This window comes from Micromonospora sp. NPDC048830, assembly GCF_043198215.1.
GTDB lineage: Bacteria > Actinomycetota > Actinomycetes > Mycobacteriales > Micromonosporaceae > Micromonospora.
Genome location: NZ_JBICUP010000047.1, coordinates 14,402 through 35,503, shown reverse-complemented (window position 1 = coordinate 35,503; position 21,102 = coordinate 14,402). Strand labels below are relative to the sequence as shown.

The 21,102-nt window shown below is 68.9% G+C and carries 2 protein-coding genes; both read left to right on the top strand.

Annotation, left to right across the window (positions count from 1 at the left end):
- Positions 1–668 precede the first annotated feature (668 nt).
- Entirely contained in the window at positions 669–11,372 is a 10,704-nt protein-coding gene (locus ACGFIZ_RS28620; RefSeq protein WP_393424525.1) for an amino acid adenylation domain-containing protein, read from the top strand.
- Between the two features lie 16 nt (positions 11,373–11,388).
- Positions 11,389–21,045: an amino acid adenylation domain-containing protein gene (locus ACGFIZ_RS28615; RefSeq protein WP_393424522.1), complete on the top strand. Its 9,657-nt coding sequence runs from the start codon at positions 11,389–11,391 to the stop codon at positions 21,043–21,045.
- Positions 21,046–21,102 lie beyond the last annotated feature (57 nt).

Here is a 21,102-nt window from a genome sequence, read left to right as displayed (position 1 = left end):
CCGGCAAGACCGGCGCGGGTACGGCTCGATCGGGCGCCGAACGGTGGCCGTCGACATAGCCAGATGGCTACAAGTTACTCGCCGATCTGGGCGCTCTCGCGCCGATCGGGTATAGCCACATGAGCCGTGCCGCTCTTCCTGCGGCTCGCCATAGAGTTGCCACATGACGCAGGGCGCGCCACGTCTCGCAGGCAGGACGGCTTTCCATGCCGGCAGATGGGGTGGCATACCCGCCAATGTGGTCTCGGCGCACGCCACCGACGCGGACCTATTGACGTCGCCCGCGCGACTGCGTCCCTTGCGGTGTAGCGATACCGACATCATGAGGGAGACGACGTCTGGGGGGACATCTGCATCGACCCGTACCCGTCGACCGTAAAGGCGAATATCGCCAATCACCCGACGCTGACGAGTCCCACCTGCTGCGGCCTCGAAAAAGGCATCGATTTGCTCGCCGTCTGAGCGCCGTAGAGGCGGGTGTGCCCTCCGGCTTCAGCGTCCACGGTGGTGGCTGGGTTCAAATAACCCCGGCCGGCTGCCGATAGGCAGAGGTCAGCCCGATATACGACGATGACCGCCGCCGACAGACGGTCCGCGACTCATTGGCATATCCAAAGGTCCGCCTGGAGTGCAGGTGGAACTCGGCAGCAAAGGGTGTCCGATCCGCAATGAGCGAGGAAATCGTTGAAGCACGCTACCCGATGACTCCCACCCAACAGGGGGTCATGTTCCAGAGCGACTTCGGGGGCAGGCCAGGGCTCTTCCACGTGCAGGTGGAGCTCCAGGTCGATCAGGAGCTCGACGTCGAGGCGTTTCGCCAGAGCTGGGTGCACGTCATGGATCGCCACGCCGCGCTGCGCACGGGCTTCCGCGATCTGCAGAGCGAAACCCCGGTGCAGGCAGTGCTCCAACGGGTGGACGTTCCCTTCACCATGGAGGACTGGCGCGGGCTGAGCGCCGAAGAGCAGCGGGGCCGACTGCGGTCCTACAAGCAGCAGGACCTCGCGAAGGGCTTCTCCCTGGAGGAGCCGCCGCTCTGGCGACTTCACGTCGCCCGGCTGGACGAGGCCAGCTACCGGATCGTCTGGAGCCTCCACTACATCATCCTCGACGGGTGGAGCCAGGCGATCATTCTTCGTGAGGTCGAGTCGTACTACGGCCACCTGACGGCCGAGCAGCCGCTGGACCTGCGGCCGGCGACGCCGTACCAGGAATACGTCCAGTGGCTGGGCCGCCAGGACGTCGACCAGGCCGAGAGCTACTGGAGCGCCGAACTGGAATCGGTCGCACCGGCCGCGCCGCTGCCGATGGAGCGGAAAGCCCCCGCCGGCGGGGAGCCGGGCGTCGAGGCGTCCCTGTCCGACTGCGACCAGGTCAGTCTTCTGCTCGACGAGGAGGAGACGGCCCGCCTGTCGGCGGTGGGGGAGCAGCACGGCCTCTCGCTCGAGACGATGATCCAGGGTTGTTGGGCCCTGCTGCTGAGCCGCTACACGGGGGCGACGGAGGTCGTCCTCGGCGCCACCGTGTCCGGTCGCTCCGGTGACCTGCCGGGAGTCGAGCAGGTCGTGGGTCTGCTCATCAACACGCTGCCCATGCGTGTCCGGGTGTCGCAGTCCATGCCGTGGGCCGAGTGGATGCGTTCCCTGCAGACCCAGTACGCCCAGGTCCAGCAGTACGAACACAGCCCGTTGCTGCTGATCCAGCAGTGGAGCGAGATCGGCTCGGGCAACGCCCTGTTCGAGAGCGTCGTCTCCGTCGAGCCCGGCGTCCAGGAGGAGTCCGGCCGATCGCTGGCGATGGCCAGGCGCCGCGAGGAGCTCCGCGTCCCCTACCCGCTGAACGTCGTCGTCACTGCCGGCAGGCGGTTGGCGATCACGATCCACTTCGACACCCAGCGCTTCGACGGCGGGACGGTCGAGGGGATGCTGGGGCACCTGCGCCAGGTCGGCTCGGAGCTGGTCCGGCTTCCGCATGCCGTGCTGGGACAGATCTCCGTGCTCACGGCCGAGGAACACGCGCGACTCGTCTACGAGTGGAACGACACGCAGAAGCCGTACGGCCGGGAACTCTGCATGCATCAGCTGTTCGAGCAGCAGGTGCGGCGGTCGCCCGACGCTCCGGCCCTGTTCTTCGACGACAGGAGCTGGACCTACGCCGAGATCAACCGGCAGGCGAACCAGATCGCGCACCACCTGAAGGGCCTGGGTGTCGGCCCCGGGGTCCACGTCGCGATCCTGATGGAACGCGCCATGGAGATGATCCCGGCCCTGCTGGGCATCCTGAAGGCGGGCGGCATCTACGTTCCGCTCCAGACGAGTGCTCCCGTCAAGCGTTGGCACGGGATCCTCGACTCGCTGGACATCACCTGCATCCTCACGCAGCGGGCCCTGGTGCCCGCGCTCCTCGGGGCCGATCCGCTGCCCGCGCTCGCCCACATCGTGTACCTCGACGACGCCGACGAGGATTCCGAGCCCCTGCAGCCGCACCCCTACCGGCTGCACGCGCCGGCCGACATCGTCGGCATGCCGCAGGACGACCTGCCGCTCCAGGGCTCCTCGCAGGATCTCGCCTACATCATCTTCACGTCCGGCTCGACCGGCACCCCGAAGGGGGTCATGGTCGAGCACCACGCCGCGATCAACCTGATCGAGTGGGTCAACAACACGTTCGCCGTCGGCCCCGACGACCGGCTGTTGTTCATCACGTCCCTGAGCTTCGACCTCTCCGTCTACGACATCTTCGGCATCCTCGCGGCCGGCGGCTCGATCCGTCTGGCGTCGAGCGAGGACATCAAGGAGCCGACGCGTCTGCTGGACATCCTGGCGACGGAGCCGATCACCTTCTGGGACTCGGCGCCCGCCGCGCTCATGCAGATCGTGCCCTTCCTGCCCGCCAGCGGCGACGCGGCGGGACAGGTCGTGTCGAACTCGCTGCGCCTGATCTTCATGAGCGGCGACTGGATCCCGGTGAACTCGCCGGACATCATGAGGGCCGCGTTCCCCAACGTCCAGGTCATCGGCCTGGGCGGCGCGACGGAGGCGACGGTCTGGTCCAACTTCTTCCCGGTCCACCAGGTAGACCCCGCCTGGACCAGCATCCCGTACGGCAAGCCGATCCAGAACGCCAGCTACTACATCCTCAACGAGAACCTCCAGCCCTGTCCGATCGACGTGCCGGGCGACCTGTACATCGGGGGCGACTGCCTGAGCCTCGGCTACGCCCAGGATCCGCAGCTCACCGCCGGCAAGTACATCGCCTCGCCCTTCAGCGCCCAACCCGGCGCCCGCATCTACAAGACGGGCGACATGGCCCGGTGGCGCGCCGACGGGAACATGGAGTTCCTCGGGCGTACCGACTCGCAGGTCAAGATCCGGGGCTACCGCATCGAGCTCGGCGAGATCGACACCGTGCTGAGCCGGCACCCCGTGGTCAAGACGGCGGCGACGCTGGTGCGTACCGACCAGCCCGGCGGCGCCTCCCTCATCTCCTTCGTGGTGCTGGACCCGCTGCGCACCCAGTCCGCCGTCGAAGGGGAGGAGGCGGGACTGCTCGACGACCGGCTGCAGCACTGGCAGCAGGTCTACGACGCCTTCGACGAGCTGGAGGTCGCGCCCACCGAGGACGGCGCCGACTACTCGGGCTGGAACAGCAGCTACACCGGCCAGGCGATCCCGCTGGAGGAGATGGAGGCCTGGCGGCAGGACACCCTGGCCCTGGTACGCGCCTACCGGCCGCGGACGCTGCTGGAGATCGGCTGCGGCACCGGCCTGCTGCTGTTCCCGCTCGCCCCCGACTGCGTCCGCTACTACGGCACCGACTTCTCCCGTTCGGTCCTGGAGTCCGTCCGCCGGCGCCTGGACGGGATGCCGCAGCTCCGCGACTCCGTCACGCTGCTCCAGCGGCAGGCCGACGACCTGGCCGACCTGCACACCGAAGCCGTCGACACGGTCCTGGTCAACTCGGTCATCCAGTACTTCCCCGACATCCACTACCTCGTGCGCGTCCTGAACGGCGCCCTGGAACGGGTCGACCCCGGCGGGCGCATCATCGTCGGCGACGTGCGCAGCCTCCCGCTGCTGGAGGCCTTCGCCGCCGCCGTGGAAGTCGGCCGCGCGTCGGACGGGACGTCCCGCCAGCAGCTCTGGCAGCGGGTGCAGCAGCGCGTACAGCAGGAGAAGGAGCTGACCCTCGACCCGTCCTTCTTCCGGGACTGGGCGGCGAGCACCGGCCGCATCTCCCGGGTCGAGATCCGCCTCAAGCGCGGCCGCCACCTCAACGAGCTGACGCAGTTCCGGTACCAGGTGGTGCTGCACGTCGGGAAGCCGGTCCCCGCCGACCAGGCCCCCGAGCCGCCGGCCGCCCCGGAGCAGGACTGGTCCGCGGCGGGCCTGACCCTCGCGGGCCTGCGCGAGATGTTGGAGCGGGACCGGCCTGACCGGCTCCGACTGCGCGACGTGCCCAACGCGCGCGTCGTCGCGGCGACGCACACCCTGCGCTGGCTCAAGGGCGATTCGAGCCTGGAGACGGTCGAGGCGTGGCGGGCGCAGGCCGCACCCGCCGCCGGCGTGGACCCGGAGGACGTCTGGGAACTGGCCGAGCGGCTCGGCTACGACGCGACGATCAACTGGGGCCGCCACGGTGTGGACGGCAGCTACACGGTCCTGCTGCGGCGCGCGGATGCCGAGTGCGTCGAGGTGGACGAGGAAGAGCGGATCGAACCGGCCGCGAGCGAGGACGAGCCCGACTGGCAGCGGTACGCCAACCACCCGCTCCGCGCCGAGATCGAGGATCTCCTGATCCCGCAGATCAAGGCGTACCTGCAGGATCGCCTGCCCGACTACATGGTGCCGGCCGATCTCGTCGTCCTGGAGAACCTGCCGGTCACGTCGAGCGGCAAGCTGGACCGCCGGGCCCTGCCGCTGACGCAGGCCCCCCAGACGGGCGGCTCGGGCGCCTACGCGCCGGCCCGCACCACGACCGAGGGACTGCTGGTCTCGATCTACGAACAGGTCCTGTCGCGAAGCCCCATCGGCATTCACGACGACTTCTTCGAGCTCGGCGGCCACTCCCTCCTCGCGGTGCAGCTCGCCGCGCGTATCCGTCGGGTCTTCTCCGTCGACCTTCCCGTGCGGACCTTCTTCGACCTCCCGACCATCGCCCGGATCGCGCCCGAGCTCCAGCGACTCCAGCAGGAGGCGCAACCGCTGCAGTTGCCGCCGCTGGCCGCTGTGCCCCGGGACGGGGCGATGCCGGCGAGCTTCGACCAACAGCGGCTCTTCTTCCTCGACCGGCTCAACCCGGGCAGCACCCTCTACACCATCAACTGGCTCATCCCGGTCTCGGCCGCCGTACCGAGGGGTGTGCTCGAGGCCGGCCTGCACGAGATGATCCGCCGGCACGAGACCCTGCGTACCACCTTCCGCGAGGAGAACGGCCAGGTCTGGCAGATCGTCGCGGACGACTGGCAGGTCGAGCTGCCCGTACTCGATCTCTCCACCGTCGCCGCCGACGAGCGCGTCTCCAGGGCCCAGGAGGAGATCCGTAGGCAGTGGGCGGAGCCCTTCGACCTGGCGCGGGGGCCCCTGCTGCGCAGCATGCTGATCGGCCTCTCGGACACCGAGCAGCTGCTGGTGTTCAACGCGCACCACACGGTGTTCGACGGCTACTCGATCGGCCTGTTCGGTCAGGAGTTCCTCGAGCTGTGTCACGCGCTGGCCAACGACGCGCCCAACCCGCTGCCCGAGTTGGCGGTCCAGTACGCCGACTACGCCGTGTGGCAGCAGAACTGGCTACGCGAGGAGTGGATCCAGTTCCACCTGGCGTACTGGAAGGAGCAGTTGGCCGAGGCGCCCGACCTGCTCACCCTGCCCACGGACTTCCCGCGCCCCGAGGTGCAGCGGTACCAGGGGTCGTTCCTGCGGCGTGAGCTCTCTCCCGACCTGACCGAGAAGATCAAGCAGTTCAGCGGCGAGGCGCAGGTAACGAACTACCTCACGATGCTCGCCAGCGCCGCGGTGCTGCTGGCCCGCTACAGCAGGCAGGACGTGGTGGTCATCGGCGTGCCGATCGCCAACCGGCACCGCGTCGAGCTGGAGCCGGTCATCGGCTTCCTGGTCAACACCGTCGCCCTGTGCGTGGACCTGCGGGACAACCCCAGCTTCTCAGACGTGCTGCTGCAGGTGCGCAAGCAGTTGTTCGACGCGCAGGCCCACCAGGAGATCCCGTTCGACCGGGTCGTCGAGGCGCTGCGGCCGGAGCGCAACCTGAGTTACAACCCGATCTTCCAGGTGATGGTCGCGGACGAGAGCATTCCGCTGCTGGAGCACGCGCCGGATTCGGTGCAGGCGGCGCCCTGGATGCGCGACCTCGTCGAAGAGGGCATGAGCCTGGGCATCTCGCGCTTCGACCTCGTGCTCATGGTCCGCGAGGAGGCCGAGGGGCTCCGGCTGGGCTTCGAATACAACACGGACCTGTTCAAGGAGCGCACGGTCGCCCGGATGGCCGACCACTACCAGGTGCTCGTGGAGTCGGCCCTGGCGCAGCCCGAGCAGCGCGTCCAGCAGTTGCTGATGCTGCCCGAGGCCGAACGCGCCCAGCTCGTCGACCAGTGGGGCGGCGCCCGTACGAACGACACCCCGCAGTTGGAGTACCTCCACGAGTCGTTCGAGGCGCAGGCCAGGCGGACGCCGGACTCGATCGCGCTGGTGTACGAGGAGGAGCAGCTCACATACGCCGAGCTGAACGGCCGTGCCAACCAGTTGGCGCACTGGCTCCAGAAGCAGGGGGTCGGCCCCGAGGTGCTGGTCGGCCTGTGCATGGAGCGCTCGGCCGAGGTGCTCGTCGGCCTGCTCGGCGTCCTGAAGGCCGGCGGCGGGTACGTGCCGATGGACCCCGGTTACCCGCCGGAGCGGCTGTCCTTCCTCATCGAGGACGCCGGGCTGAAGCTCATCCTGACGCAGTCGCACCTTGAGGAGCGGCTGCCGGCGGAGGGCGTTCCCACGCTCAGCCTGGACACCGAGTGGTCGTCGGTGGCCCAGGAGCCCCGGGAGGCTCCGCGGACCGGGCTGACTCCGGAGAACCTGGCGTACATCATCTACACCTCGGGCTCCACCGGTCAGCCGAAGGGCGTGATGGTGGCGCACCGCGGCATCAACCACATCGTGCCCTGGCAGCGCGAGCAGGACTGCTTCGCCCGGCGGCAGCACGTGCTGCAGGTCGCGTCCTACAGCTTCGACTTCTCGGTCTGGGAAATCATCATGCCGCTGCTGAAGGGCGGCACCCTCCACATTCCCAGGCGGGGCCTGCACATGATCGGCTCCGACCTGTACGACGTGGTGGTCGAGCGGGCCATCGAGAACCTGAACTTCACGCCGGCTGCGCTGGCCACCCTGCCGAAGGCCGACCTTCCGCACCTGCGCACCCTGGTCGTCGGCGGTGAGGCGTACTCGGCGGAACTCGTCCGCACCTGGGCGCCGGGGCGTACGTTCTTCAACGTCTACGGCCCCACGGAGACGACCGTCATCGTCACCGGGGCGCGCATCGACGAGAACCTCGACGTGCTGCACATGGGCCGGCCGATTCCCAACGTCGAGGCATACGTCCTCGATCGCTACCTGCAGCCGGTGCCGATCGGGGTGCCCGGAGAGCTGTACCTCGGCGGTGTCGGTGTCACGCGTGGGTACCTGAACCGCCCGGAGCTGACGTCGGAGATGTTCGTCGCGAATCCCTTCGGGGAGCCCGGCAGCCGCCTGTACAAGAGCGGTGACCTGGTGCGGTACCTGCCCGACGGGAACATCGAATACCTCGGGCGCATCGACCAGCAGGTGAAGATCCGCGGCTTCCGGATCGAGCTGGGTGAGATCGAGAGCGCGCTGATCGAGCACCCCCAGGTGGAGAGCGCCACGGTGCTGGTGCACGAGGAGGCGAACACCAAACGGTTGATCGCCTACGTCGGCTCGCCCGAGAAGCTGTCGCCGGAAGACCTGCAGACCTTCCTGAACGAGCGACTGCCCAGCTTCATGGTGCCCACGGTCTTCGTCCGTCTGGACCAGCTACCCCTCAACTCGAGCGGCAAGATCGACCGGCGGGCCCTCGCCGCCATTCCCTGGGAGCAGCACGCCGTTGCTCGCATCGGGGAGTACGCCGCCCCGCGCAATCTCGTCGAACAGCAGTTGGCGGAGATCTGGGGGGCCGTGCTGGGCGCGGCCGACCGGGTGAGCGTCCACGACAACTTCTTCGCGCTGGGTGGCGACTCGATCCTGAGTCTGCAGGTGATCTTCCGGGCCAAGCAGGCCGGTCTGCACTTCAACGTCAAGCAGTTGTTCCAGTACCAGACGATCGCCGAGCTGAGCCACGTGGTGGTGCGGCAGGACGCGGCGAGTGTGCAGGCCGAGCAGGGCCTGGTGACGGGACGGGTGGAGTTGACGCCCATCCAGCGGTGGTTCTTCGCGCAGGAGTTCAACCGGCAGGAGCACTTCAACCAGTCGGTGCTGCTGGACGTGCCCGCGGATTTGACGCCGTCGCAGTGGCAGCGGATCCTGCTGCGGCTGGTGGAGCACCACGACGGGCTGCGGGCGCGCTACGTCCGGGGCGAGGACGGCAGTTGGCAGGCCGAGCTGGCCGAACCGCCGAAGGCGGTGACGTGCCAGGTCTACGATCTCTCGTTCGCGCCGGCCCAACGAGAACAGCTGTTGGACATCGCGCAGCAGGTTCAGGCGAGCCTGGACCTCTCCGAGGCTCCGCTCTTCCGGCCGGTGCTGTTCACGGGTCTCAAGGATGGTCGGAACCGGCTGCTGCTGGCCGTGCACCACCTGGTGGTGGACGTGGTGTCGTGGCGGGTGATCCTCGAGGATCTGGCGGCGCTGTCGGAGCAGGTGCGGCAGGGCGGGGAGCTGGTGCTGCCGGCGAAGTCGAGTTCGTGGCAGCAGTGGGCGGGCCGGCTGCGGCAGGAGGCGTCGAGCGAGACGACGCTGGAGGAGCTGCCGTTCTGGCTCGAGCAGGTCGAGCCCACGCAGCCGCTTCCGCTGGACGGGCCGGACGGTGACGACACACTCGGTCGCGGCCGGGTGTGCGAGGTGGGCCTGGGCCGGGAGGAGACGCAGGCTCTGCTGCAGGACGTCCCGGCGGCGTTCAACACGCGGATCAACGACGTGTTGCTGACGGCGGTCGCCGCGGCGCTGGGCTCGTGGACGCAGGGCTCGTACGTGCGGGTGGATCTCGAAGGCCATGGTCGGGAGGACCTGTTCGACGACGTCGACCTGTCGCGGACGGTGGGCTGGTTCACGACGGTCTCGCCGGTGCGGTTGCCGGTGCCGTCCGCCGCCGACCCGGCGGAGGGGCTGAAGGAGGTCAAGGAGCTGCTGCGCCGGCGGCCGCGGCAGGGCATCGGCTACGGGCTGCTGCTCAACAGCCAGTCCGACGGCGCCGCCCCGCTCCAGCAGGCCCCCGCCGCCCAGGTGAGCTTCAACCACCTCGGAGCCTTCGACGGAGCCGACAGCTTCGCCGCCGCCTACGGGGCCGTCGATTCGGACATCGCCGGGGAGAACCACCGCCCCTATCCGATCGAGATCGTGAGCCTTGTCCAGGACGGCGAGCTGCGGATGCGGTGGACCTACGGCGAGGCGGCGCACCAGCAGGAGACGATCGAGCGGGTGGCCCGGCAGGCGCTGGAGGTGCTCAACCGGCTCGCCGGTGCGGCCCGTCGGCCGGACGTCAGCGGCTACAGCCCCTCGGACCTGCCGGTGGGCGGCCTGACCCAGGCGGAGATCAACGAGTTGGTCGACCAGCTGCGGGCGCTGCCCGTCTGGCAGAACAGTGAGCTGGCCCGTCCGCTGGAGGACGTCTACCCGCAGACCCCGCTGCAGCAGGGCCTGTGGTTCCAGAGCCAGTTCGCCCAGGGTCAGGGCCTCTACCACGTCCAGATGATCCACGACATCGACCTGGATCTGCAGGTCGACGTCTTCCGGCAGAGCTGGGCGGAGGTCATGCGGCGCCACCCGATCCTGCGGACCAGCTTCTGGTCGATGCCCTCACACGAGGCGATGCAGTTGGTCTGGCGCCAGATCCCGGTGCCGCTGGAGGTGCAGGACTGGCGGTCCGACTCGCCCGAGCGACAGCGCGAGCGCCTGGACGACTACCTCGAGCAGGACCGCATCCGGGGCTTCGACCCGTACGAGATTCCGCAGTGGCGGATGCTGCTGGCCCGCACCGGCGACGAGGACTACCAGTTCGTCCTGAGCATGCACCACGCCATCCTCGACGGTTGGAGCTACACCCTGCTGCTGTCCGAGGTCGTGCAGTGCTACGAGGCGCTCAGCCACGGCCGCCAGGACATCGCCCAACCGGTGCGCCCCTACCGGGACTACGTGGCCTGGCTGGGCGAGCAGGACATGCAGGAGGCCGAGCAGTACTGGCGCGGGATGCTGCAAGGGGTCGAGGAAGCCGCCCCCCTGAGCATCGAGCGGCACGACGGGGCGGCGGCCGCGGAGACGAGGGAGCACGTCGAGACGAGCCTGCTCTTCGGTGAAGAGGAGAGCCTCCGTCTGCAGGAGCTCGCCCAGCGTCACCGGCTCACCCTCAACACCGTCATGCAGGGCTGCTGGGCGCTGATGCTCAGCCGCTACGAGGACACGGACGACGTCGTCTTCGGCATGGTGGTCTCGGGACGGCCCGCGGAGGTCCCCGAGGTCGAGCGGACCAGCGGCCTGTTCATCAACACCCTGCCGCTGCGCGTCCGCGTGCCCGCGGAGACAACCTGGCTCGACTGGATGCGGGGCCTGCAGGAGCAGAACTTCCGGCTGCGGCAGTACGAATACAGCCCGCTCGACCAGGTGCAGCGCTGGAGCGGGCTGCCCTCCGGTGCCGAGCTGTTCAACACCCTGTTCGTGTTCGAGAACTATCCGGTGGAGCAGCCGCGCGACACCGCACTGCGGCTGACCAAGCCGGAACGCTCGGAGGAGCGGATCCACTATCCGTTGGGCGCCGTCGTGGTGCTGCGGGGCCAGCAACTGCACATGACCGTGCAGTACGACCCGCGGCGCTTCGAGGGGGAGACGATCGACCGGGTAATGGCGCATTTCCGGTACCTCTGCGCCCAGATGGTCGAGTCGCCCGAGGCACCACTGGCCCAGTTCTCCATCCTCACCGAGCAGGAACGTCGCCAACTACTTCAGCAATGGAACACCCCGTCGGACGACTCGGACATCGGCGCGGACCTTGATCTGGCGGCCATCGCCGAAGGCATGGAGCAGTCAGCCGACCCGGAGCTTCTCGCGCAACTTCTTGCCGAGATCCAGGGGCTCTCGTCGGACGACCTACTCGCACAGATCCAGGATTCGTCGCCTGCTGCAGAGAAGAGTGAAGCCAATGAGTGAGCGTCTCCCTCAGCAAATGTCGCAGCTCTCTCCGGAGCAGCAGAAACTGCTGCGTCTGCGCCTCGCGCAGATGAAGCAGCAGCAGGCGGAGCGCCCGTCGTGTTTCCACGAACTGTTCGAGGCGCAGGCCCGGCGCTTCCCGGATCGCGTGGCCGTGGTCTCCGGGGACGCGCAGCTGAGCTACGCCGCCCTCGATCGGATGTCGAACCAGCTCGCCCACCTGCTTCGGAGCCAGGGCGTCGGGCCCGAGACGCTGGTCGGGCTGTGCGTCCCGCGGTCCCTGGAGATGGTGGTCGGCATCCTGGCCATCCTCAAGGCCGGTGGCGCCTACGTTCCGCTCGACCCCACGTACCCGCGTGAGCGTCTCGCGTACATGGTCGCGGACTCGCAGGCGCGGGTGCTGCTGACCCGGCAGTCCCTGGCCGAGCTGCTGCCCGACTCCGGCGCGACCGTGCTGGACGTCGAGACGGTGTGGCCGCGGTTGGCCGACCACCCCGCGGACGCTCCCGCGATCGGGGTCACCCCGGACAACCTGGCCTACGTGATCTACACGTCCGGTTCCACCGGTCAGCCCAAGGGTGTCCAGGTGCCGCACCGGGGCATCCGGTTCATCTCGCAGTGGCATCGGGACAACTACGGCCTCGACACGCCGCGACGGGTCATGCAGGGCACCCCGCTCAGCTTCGACATCTCGGTCTGGGAGATCACCATTGCCCTGCTCTCGGGCAGCGTTCTGGTCCTGCCCCCGGCCGACCTGCGGATGATCGGCAGTGACCTCGCCGACTTCGTGATCGAGCAGGCGATCGAGAACATCTCCATCACTCCGTCCGCCCTCGCCACCCTGCCGCCGGCATCGCTGCCGTCGCTGCAGTTCATCAGCGTCGGTGGCGAGTCCTGCCCGCTCGACCTCGCCCGGGCCTGGGCCACCGACCGTGCCTTCTTCAACGGCTACGGGCCGACGGAGACCACGGTCGGTGCGAGCATCGCGCGCTACGGGAAGGACCTGGAGCGGATCCACATCGGTCGGCCCATTCCCAACACCCAGGTCTACATCCTCGACTCGCGCCTGCAACCGCTGCCCGTCGGCGTCGCCGGGGAGCTCTACATCGGCGGCAGCGGCGTGACGCGCGGCTACCTGGGACGGCCCGACCTGACCGCCGAGGTCTTCATCGCCGACCCGTTCGGCAAGCGCCCGGGTGGCCGCCTCTACAAGACCGGCGACCGTGCCCGGTTCCTCCCGGACGGGAACATCGAGTTCCTCGGCCGGATCGACCACCAGGTGAAGATCCGTGGCTTCCGGATCGAACTGGGTGAGATCGAGAGCGCGCTGGCGGAGCACCCCCAGGTGCAGAGCGCCGCGGTGCTGGTCCACGAGGAGGCGAACACCAAGCGGCTGATCGCCTACGTCGTCGCGCGGGAACCCCTGTCGCTGGACGCCATGCAGGCCTTCCTGGGGGACCGGCTGCCCAGCTACATGGTTCCGAGCATCCTGGTTCCGCTGGACCAGCTACCGCTCGACCCCAACGGCAAGCTCGACCGGCGGGCCCTGGCCGCGCTGCCCTGGGAGCAGTACGCCTCCGGTGCCAAGGCGGAGTACGTCGCTCCTCGTACCTACGTCGAGGAGCAGTTGGCGCAGATCTGGCAGGCGGTGCTGGGCGCGGCCGACCCGGTGAGCATCCACGACAACTTCTTCGCGCTGGGCGGCGACTCGATCCTGAGCCTGCAGGTCATCTTCCGGGCCAAGCAGGCCGGTCTGCACTTCAACGTCAAGCAGTTGTTCCAGTACCAGACGATCGCCGAGCTGAGCCACGTGGTGGTGCAGCAGGACGCGGCGAGCGTGCAGGCCGAGCAGGGCCTGGTGACCGGACCGGTCGAGCTGACCCCGATCCAGCGGTGGTTCTTCGCGAAGGAGTTCGTCCGGCAGGAGCACTTCAACCAGGCGTTCCTGCTGGAGGTGCCGGCGGAGCTGACGCCGGAGCAGTGGCAGCGGACGCTGCTGCGGCTGCTGGAGCACCACGACGGGCTGCGGGCACGTTACGTGCGGGGCGAGGACGGCGGATGGCAGGCCGAACTGGCCGGGTCGCCGGAGGCGGTGCCGTGGCAGGTCCACGACCTCTCCGCCACGCCGGCCGCGGACCGGGCCGACCAACTGCTGGAGATCACCAAGCAGGTCCAGGCCAGCTTCGACCTCGCCGATGGCCCGCTGGTCCGCGCCGTGCTGTTCACGGGGCTGGCGGACGGTAGGCATCGGCTGCTGCTGGCGGTGCACCACCTGGTGGTGGACGTCGTTTCCTGGCGGATCCTGCTGGAGGACCTGGCGGCGCTGTCGGAGCAGGTCCGGCAGGGCCAGGAGCCGGCGCTCCCGGCGAAGTCGAGTTCGTGGCAGCAGTGGGCGGCCCGGCTGCGGCAGGAGGCGTCGAGCGAGGCGACCCTGGCGGAGCTTCCGTACTGGCTCGAGCAGGTCGAGCCGGTCCAGCCGCTGCCGTTGGACGGCCCGGACAGCGACAACACGGTCAGCCGCAGCCGGGCGTGTGAGGTGAGCCTGGGCCGGGAGGAGACGCAGGCTCTGCTGCAGGACGTTCCGGCGGCGTTCAACACGCGGATCAACGACGTGTTGCTGACGGCGGTCGCCGCGGCGCTGGGGTCGTGGACGCAGGGCTCGCACGTGCGGGTGGATCTCGAAGGCCACGGCCGGGAGGACCTGTTCGACGACGTCGACCTGTCGCGGACGGTGGGCTGGTTCACGACGGTCTCGCCGGTGCGGCTGCCGGTGCCGTCCGCCGCCGACCCGGCGGAGGGGCTGAAGGAGGTCAAGGAGCTGCTGCGCCGGCGGCCGCGGCAGGGCATCGGCTACGGGCTGCTGCTCTCCAACGAGACCGAGGCCGGCGCGCAGCTGCGGCAGGCCCCCGCCGCGCAGGTCAGCTTCAACTACATCGGGGAGCTCGACGGGGCCTTCACCGGCAACTTCGCCCTCGCGCAGGAGGCCATCGGTCCGGACGTCGGGCCGGAGAACCAGCGTCTCTACCTGATCGACATCGTGAGCCGCATCCAGGACGGCGAGCTGCGGATGCAGTGGAACTACCACGAGACGGCCCACCAGCAGGAGACGATCGAGCGGGTCGCCCGGCAGGCGCTGGAGGTGCTCAACCAGCTCGCCGCCGAGGCGCGCCGCCCCGGCGTCAACGGCTACAGCCCGTCGGACCTGCCGATCAGTGGCCTGAACCAGGCGGAGATCGACGAGCTGGTCGACCAGCTGCGGGCGTTGTCCGCCTGGACGGGCAGCGAGCTGGCCCGCCCGCTGGAGGACGTCTACCCGCAGACCCCGCTGCAGCAGGGCCTGTGGTTCCAGAGCCAGTACGCCCAGGGCCAGGGCCTCTACCACGTCCAGGTGGTACTGCAGATCGAGCAGGACCTGCAGGTCGACGCCTTCCGGCAGAGCTGGGCGGAGGCCATGCGGCGCAACCCCATCCTGCGGACCAGCTTCTGGTCCGTGCCGGAGCACGGGGCCATCCAGCTGGTCTGGCGAAACATCCCGGTGCCGCTGGAGGTGCAGGACTGGCGCTCCGACTCGCCGCAGCAGCAGGAGCGCCTGGACGCGTACCTGAAGCAGGAGCGCAACCGGGGCTTCGACCCGCACGAGATTCCGCAGTGGCGCATGCTCCTGGCCCGCACCGGCGACGAGAACTACCAGTTCGTCCTGAGCGCCCACCACGCCATCCTCGACGGCTGGAGCAACAGCCTGCTCCTGGCCGAGGTCGTCCAGTCCTACGGCGCGTTCGTCAACGGCCGCCAGCCGGCCCTGCAACCGGCGCGTCCCTACCGGGACTACGTCGCCTGGCTCGGCGAGCAGGACATGCAGGAGGCAGAGCGCTACTGGCGTGAGCTCCTGCAGGGGGCCGAACAGGCCGCCCCGCTGAGCGTCGAGAAGAAGAGCGAGCCGGTGAGCCAGGCCCCCGACGAGCCGGCCGTACGCCTCGTGAGCACGTTCCTGAGCGACGAGGACACCGCGGCGCTGCAGAAGCTGGCCCAGGATCACCACCTGACCCTCAACACGGTGCTGCAAGGCTGCTGGGCCCTGCTGTTGGGCCGCTACAGCCGCAGCGAGGACGTCATCTTCGGCACCGTGGTCTCCGGCCGTCCGCCGGAGTTCGAGGGCGCCGAGCGCATGGTCGGCCTCTTCATCAACTCGCTGCCGGTCCGGGTGCAGATGCCGGGCCAGGCGCGCAGGCTCGACTGGCTCCAGCGGCTGCAGGACCAGAACACGCAGATGCGCCAGTACGAGTACAGCCCGCTGCTGCAGGTCCAGCAGTGGAGTGAGATCCCGGCCGACGGGCAGCTCTTCGACAGCCTCTTCGTCTTCGAGAACTACCCGGTGCAGGAGAACGAGGCCGCAGCCCTGCGCTTCACGCTGGTCGACGCGGAGGAGCGGACCCACTTCCCGCTCAACGTCGTGATCAACCAGGGTGAGCAGCTCGGGGTCAGCATCCTCTACGACACCAGGCGCTTCGACGGCCGGACGGTCGACGGCATGCTCGCGCACATGCGGCAGGTCTGCCGGGAACTGGCGAGCGCGCCGCAGAAGAACCTGGCCGAGCTGACCATGCTCACCGAGACCGAGCGGGCACACATTCTCGACGAGTGGCCCACGTCCACGGCGACCGGCACCGAGCCGCAGTTCCTGCACGAGTTGTTCGAGGCGCAGGCGATGCGGACGCCGGACTCGATCGCGCTGGTGTACGAGGAGGAGCAGCTCAGCTATGCCGAGCTGAACCGGCGGGCCAACCAGTTGGCGCACTGGCTCCAGGCCCGGGGGGTCGGTCCCGAGGTGCTGGTCGCTCTGTGCATGGAGCGCTCGGTCGAGGTGCTCGTCGGTCTGCTCGGCGTCCTCAAGGCCGGCGGCGGGTACGTGCCGATGGACCCCGGTTACCCGCCGGAGCGGTTGTCCTTCCTCATCGAGGACGCCGGGGTGAAGCTCGTCCTCACGCAGTCGCACGTGCGGGAGCGCGTGCCGGCGGGGGACCTTCCGACGCTCAGCCTGGACACGGAGTGGTCGGCGGTCGCCGGGGAGCCCACGGAGGCTCCGCGGACCGGGCTGACTCCGGAGAACCTGGCGTACATCATCTACACCTCGGGTTCGACGGGTCGGCCGAAGGGTGTGATGGTGCCGCACCGCGGCGTCAACCACATCGTGCCGTGGCGGCACGAGCACGAGTGCTTCACGCGGCGGCAGCGTGTGTTGCAGGTGGCGTCGTACAGTTTCGACTTCTCGGTGTGGGAGATCATCCTGCCGCTGTTGGCGGGCGGCACCCTGTACATCCCGAAGCACGGCCTGCACATGATCGGCAACGATCTGCACGACGTGGTGGTCGAGCGGGCGATCGAGAACCTGAGCTTCACGCCGGGTGCGTTGGCCACGTTGCCGAAGGCGGAACTTCCGCACCTGCGCACGTTGGTCGTCGGTGGGGAGGCGTACTCGCCGGAACTCATCCGTACCTGGGCGCCGGGGCGTACGTTCTTCAACGTCTACGGCCCGACGGAAACCACCGTCTTCGCCACCGGTACGCCCATCGACGAGCACCTTGACGTGCTGCACATGGGCCGGCCGATCACGAACGTCGAGACGTATGTTCTCGACCCGTACATGCAGCCGGTGCCGGTCGGGGTGCCCGGGGAGTTGTACATCGGCGGCGTGGGTGTCACCCGCGGGTATCTGAACCGCCCCGAGCTGACGGCTGAGATGTTCGTGGCGAATCCGTTCGGGGAGCCGGGCAGCCGCCTGTACAAGAGCGGCGACCTGGTGCGGTACCTGCCCGACGGCAACATCGAGTACGTCAGCCGGACCGACCACCAGGTGAAGATCCGCGGGTTCCGGATCGAACTGGGTGAGATCGAGGCCGTCCTCGGCCTGCACCCGCAGGTGAACAACTGTGCCGTGCTGGTCCTTCCGGACGGCCCGAGCCAGCGGCTGGTCGCCTACGTGGAGCCGGAGTCGGGAGCCGGCGACATCAGCGAGGCGCTGCGCGCGTACCTGGGCGAGAAGCTGCCCCGGCACATGGTGCCCTCGGCGTTCGTCTGCATGGAGCAGCTGCCGCTCAACCAGAACGGGAAGCTGAACCGGCGCGCGCTTCCGCTGCCCGAGGAGACGCCGGCGGCGGCCCTGGCCGCGAACGCCCTTCCGCGCACCAAGAGCGAGGCCCTGCTGGCGACGGTCTTCGAGCAGGTGCTGGGCCGCGCTCCCATCGGCATCTTCGACGACTTCTTCGCCCTGGGTGGCCACTCGCTGCTCGCGGTGCAGGTCGTCGCGCGCATCCGGCAGGCCTTCGGCGTCGAGATGCCGATCCGGTTGCTCTTCGAACACCCGATCATCGCCCGGCTGGCCGGCGAGCTGGAGCGCCTGCAGCAGGACCAGGCGCCGCAGCAGGCGGCGCCGCCCCTGGTGCCCGTCTCGCGGGACCAGCCGTTGCCCGCCACGTTCGACCAGCAGCGGCTCTGGTTCATGGACCGGCTCAACCCGAACAGCGCCTTCTACACGATCGGCTGGCTGCTGCACTGGCCCGAGGCGCTGGAGGGCGAAACGCTCCGGACGGCGCTTGCGGAGCTGACCAGGCGCCACGAGCCGTTCCGGACGACCTTCCACGAGCACGACAGCCGGGTCTGGCAGGTGGTCGCCGAAGAGGGCGAGGTCGCGCTGACCGAGGTCGACCTCTCGTCGACCGCGCCCGAGCAGCAGCAGTCGTCGGCGAAGGAGCTCATCCAGGAGTGGTGGAACCGGCCCTTCGACCTGGCGCAGGGGCCGCTGCTCCGGGCGATGCTCATCCGCCTCTCCGCCGCCGAGGCGGTCCTGGTGTTCAGCGCGCACCACATCGTCTTCGACGGCTACTCCATCCGGCTCTTCAACGAGGAGGTGCGCGAGCTCTACCACGCGACCGCCGCCGCGAGGCCCGCGCAGCTGCCGGCGCTGCCCATCCAGCACGCCGACTACGCCGTCTGGCAGCAGCAGTGGCTCGAGGAGGAGCGGCTGCGCCCGCACCTGGACTACTGGAAGGAGCAGCTGGCCGACGCCCCCGAGCTGATCTCGCTGCCGCTCGACAAGCCCAGGCCGGCGGTGCAGAGCTTCCGGGGCGCGAACCTCACCGGTTCGCTCTCGTCGGAGGTGACGCAGCAGCTGAAGCAGGTGAGCGGCGAGAACCAGACCACCCACTTCATCACCGCGCTGAGCGCGTTCGCGGTGCTCCTGTCGCGCTACAGCGGGCAGGAAAAGGTGGTCATCGGCGTCCCGATCGCCAACCGGAACCGGATCGAGACAGAGCCCCTGATCGGCTTCCTGGTCAACACGGTTGCGCTCTGCGTCGATCTGCAGGGCAATCCCGGATTCGCGGACGTGCTCAAGCAGGTCCGGTGGAAGCTGCTGGACGCCCAGAGCCACCAGGAGATTCCGTTCGAGAAGATCGTCGAGGAACTGAATCCGGAGCGCAGCTCGAGCTACAGCCCCATCTTCCAGGTGATGTTCACCGGCCTGGACAAGCTCTTCGAGGAGACCCCCGAGGAGCAGGAGGAGCCGGCCTGGATGCGGGAGGTGCTGGACGAAGGCATCGGGATCGCGAAGTTCGACCTCCTGTTCAGCATCCAGGAGAAGGCCGGCGCGCTCCAGTACGGCTTCGAGTACAACACCGACCTCTTCGAGGAGCGCACCGTCGTCGGCATGGCGGAGCACTTCGAGGTCCTGATCCAGGAGGCGCTGAGCGCACCCGACAAGCCGGTGTCCGAACTGCCGCTGCTCAGCGCCGCCCAGGTGGTGCAGCGGCTGGAGGAGTGGAACGCGACCCGGGACGACAGGTGGCTGCGGCCCGCGACCCTCCACGGGTTGTTCGAGGACCAGGCGCGCAGGTCTCCCGACCACATCGCCCTGTCGTTCGAGGACCAGACCCTCACCTACGCGGAGCTGGACCGACACACCAACCAGCTGGCGCGGACCCTGCGCGCGAAGGGCGTGGGACCCGAGTCGCGCGTCGGCATCTGCGCCGAGCGCTCGCTCGAGCTGGTGATCGGTCTCCTCGCCATCCTGAAGGCCGGCGGGGCCTACGTTCCCCTCGATCCCGCCTACCCGGCGGACCGGCTCGCCTTCATGGTCTCCGACGCCCGGATCCAGGCCGTCCTGGTGCAGCCGCAGACCCAGGAGCGCATCGGGTCGCTGGTGGGCCAGGACGTTCCGCTGGTCCAGCTCAGCGGAGGCGACGCGCAGTGGCCGCAGGAGAGCGCCGAGCCGCTGGCGAACCTGTCGGGGCCGGACAACCTCGCCTACGTCATCTACACGTCCGGCTCGACGGGCAAGCCCAAGGGCGCCATGCTCGGCCACCAGGGCATCTGCAACCGCCTGCTCTGGATGCAGGACACCTACTCGCTGCAGAGCGAGGACCGGGTACTGCAGAAGACCCCCTTCAGCTTCGACGTCTCGGTCTGGGAGTTCTTCTGGCCGCTCATCACCGGCGCCCGGCTGCACGTCGCCCGCCCCGACGGGCACCGTGACCCGGCCTACCTGGCCGAGGTGATCGACCAGCAGCGCATCACTGTCCTGCACTTCGTCCCCTCGATGCTCCAGTCGTTCCTGGAGCAGCCGTCCGTGGCCGAGCACTGCCAGAACATCAGGCACGTCATGTGCAGTGGCGAGGCCCTTCCGCTCGACCAGCAGGAGCGGTTCCTGCGCCTGCTGCCCGGCGTGCGCCTGCACAACCTCTACGGCCCGACCGAGGCCTCGGTGGACGTGAGCTTCTGGGAGTGCCACCCGGCCGAGGGGGCGACGACGGTGCCCATCGGCCGCCCGGTCGCGAACACCCAGCTCTATGTCCTGAACCAGGCCATGATGCCGGTGCCGGACGGCGTCATCGGCGAGCTGTTCATCGGCGGCGTGCAGCTGGCGCGTGGCTACCTCGGTCGGCCCGACCTGACCGCGGAGCGCTTCGTCGCCAATCCCTTCGGCGAGGGGCGGCTGTACGCGACCGGCGACCTGGCCCGCCACCGGCGTGACGGCGTCATCGAGTACGTCGGGCGCAAGGACCACCAGATCAAGATCCGTGGCCACCGGATCGAGGTCGGCGAGATCGAGGCCGTCCTGGCGCAGCACCCCGCGCTCCAGTCCTGCCTGATCACGGTGCACGAGGTCTCCGCCGCCGACAAGCGACTGGCGGCCTTCTACACCGTGAACGAGGGGCAGGCGGTCACCGTCGACGAGCTGAAGGACCACCTGCTGCAGCAGCTCCCCGAATACATGGTTCCCACCTACTTCGTCGACCTGCCGGAGTTCCCGTTGAGCCCGAACGGAAAGGTGGACCGCAAGGCTCTGCCGTCGCTGTCCTCGATCGTGCGGCAGACGCAGGAACGGGAGAGCTTCGTCGCGCCGAGAACGGAGACCGAGCGGACTCTGGGCGAGATCTGGACGAGGCTGCTGAACGTGGAGCGGGTGGGCGTCCACGACGACTTCTTCGATCTCGGCGGCCATTCGTTGCTGGTGGCCTCCCTGGCGACCGAGGTGCAGTCGGAATGGGACGTGTCGGTGATGCTCCCGATGGTCTTCCAGAACCGGACCCTGGAGGCCCTCGCCCGGGTGATCGACGAGAGCCTCGCCGGAGACGACGGGGAGGAGATGGATGCGGACGATCTGTTCGACCTGGACTGACGTCACGCCAACGACCCGCCCGTCCACGACGACGCGCCGGCCCGGCGCTAGGAGAAC

What these genes read in the sequence shown, in the direction of transcription:
- ACGFIZ_RS28620 (WP_393424525.1), top strand. Translation starts at nt 669, where the DNA reads ATGAGCGAGGAAATCGTTGAAGCACGCTACCCGATGACTCCCACCCAA.
- ACGFIZ_RS28615 (WP_393424522.1), top strand. Translation starts at nt 11,389, where the DNA reads ATGTCGCAGCTCTCTCCGGAGCAGCAGAAACTGCTGCGTCTGCGCCTC.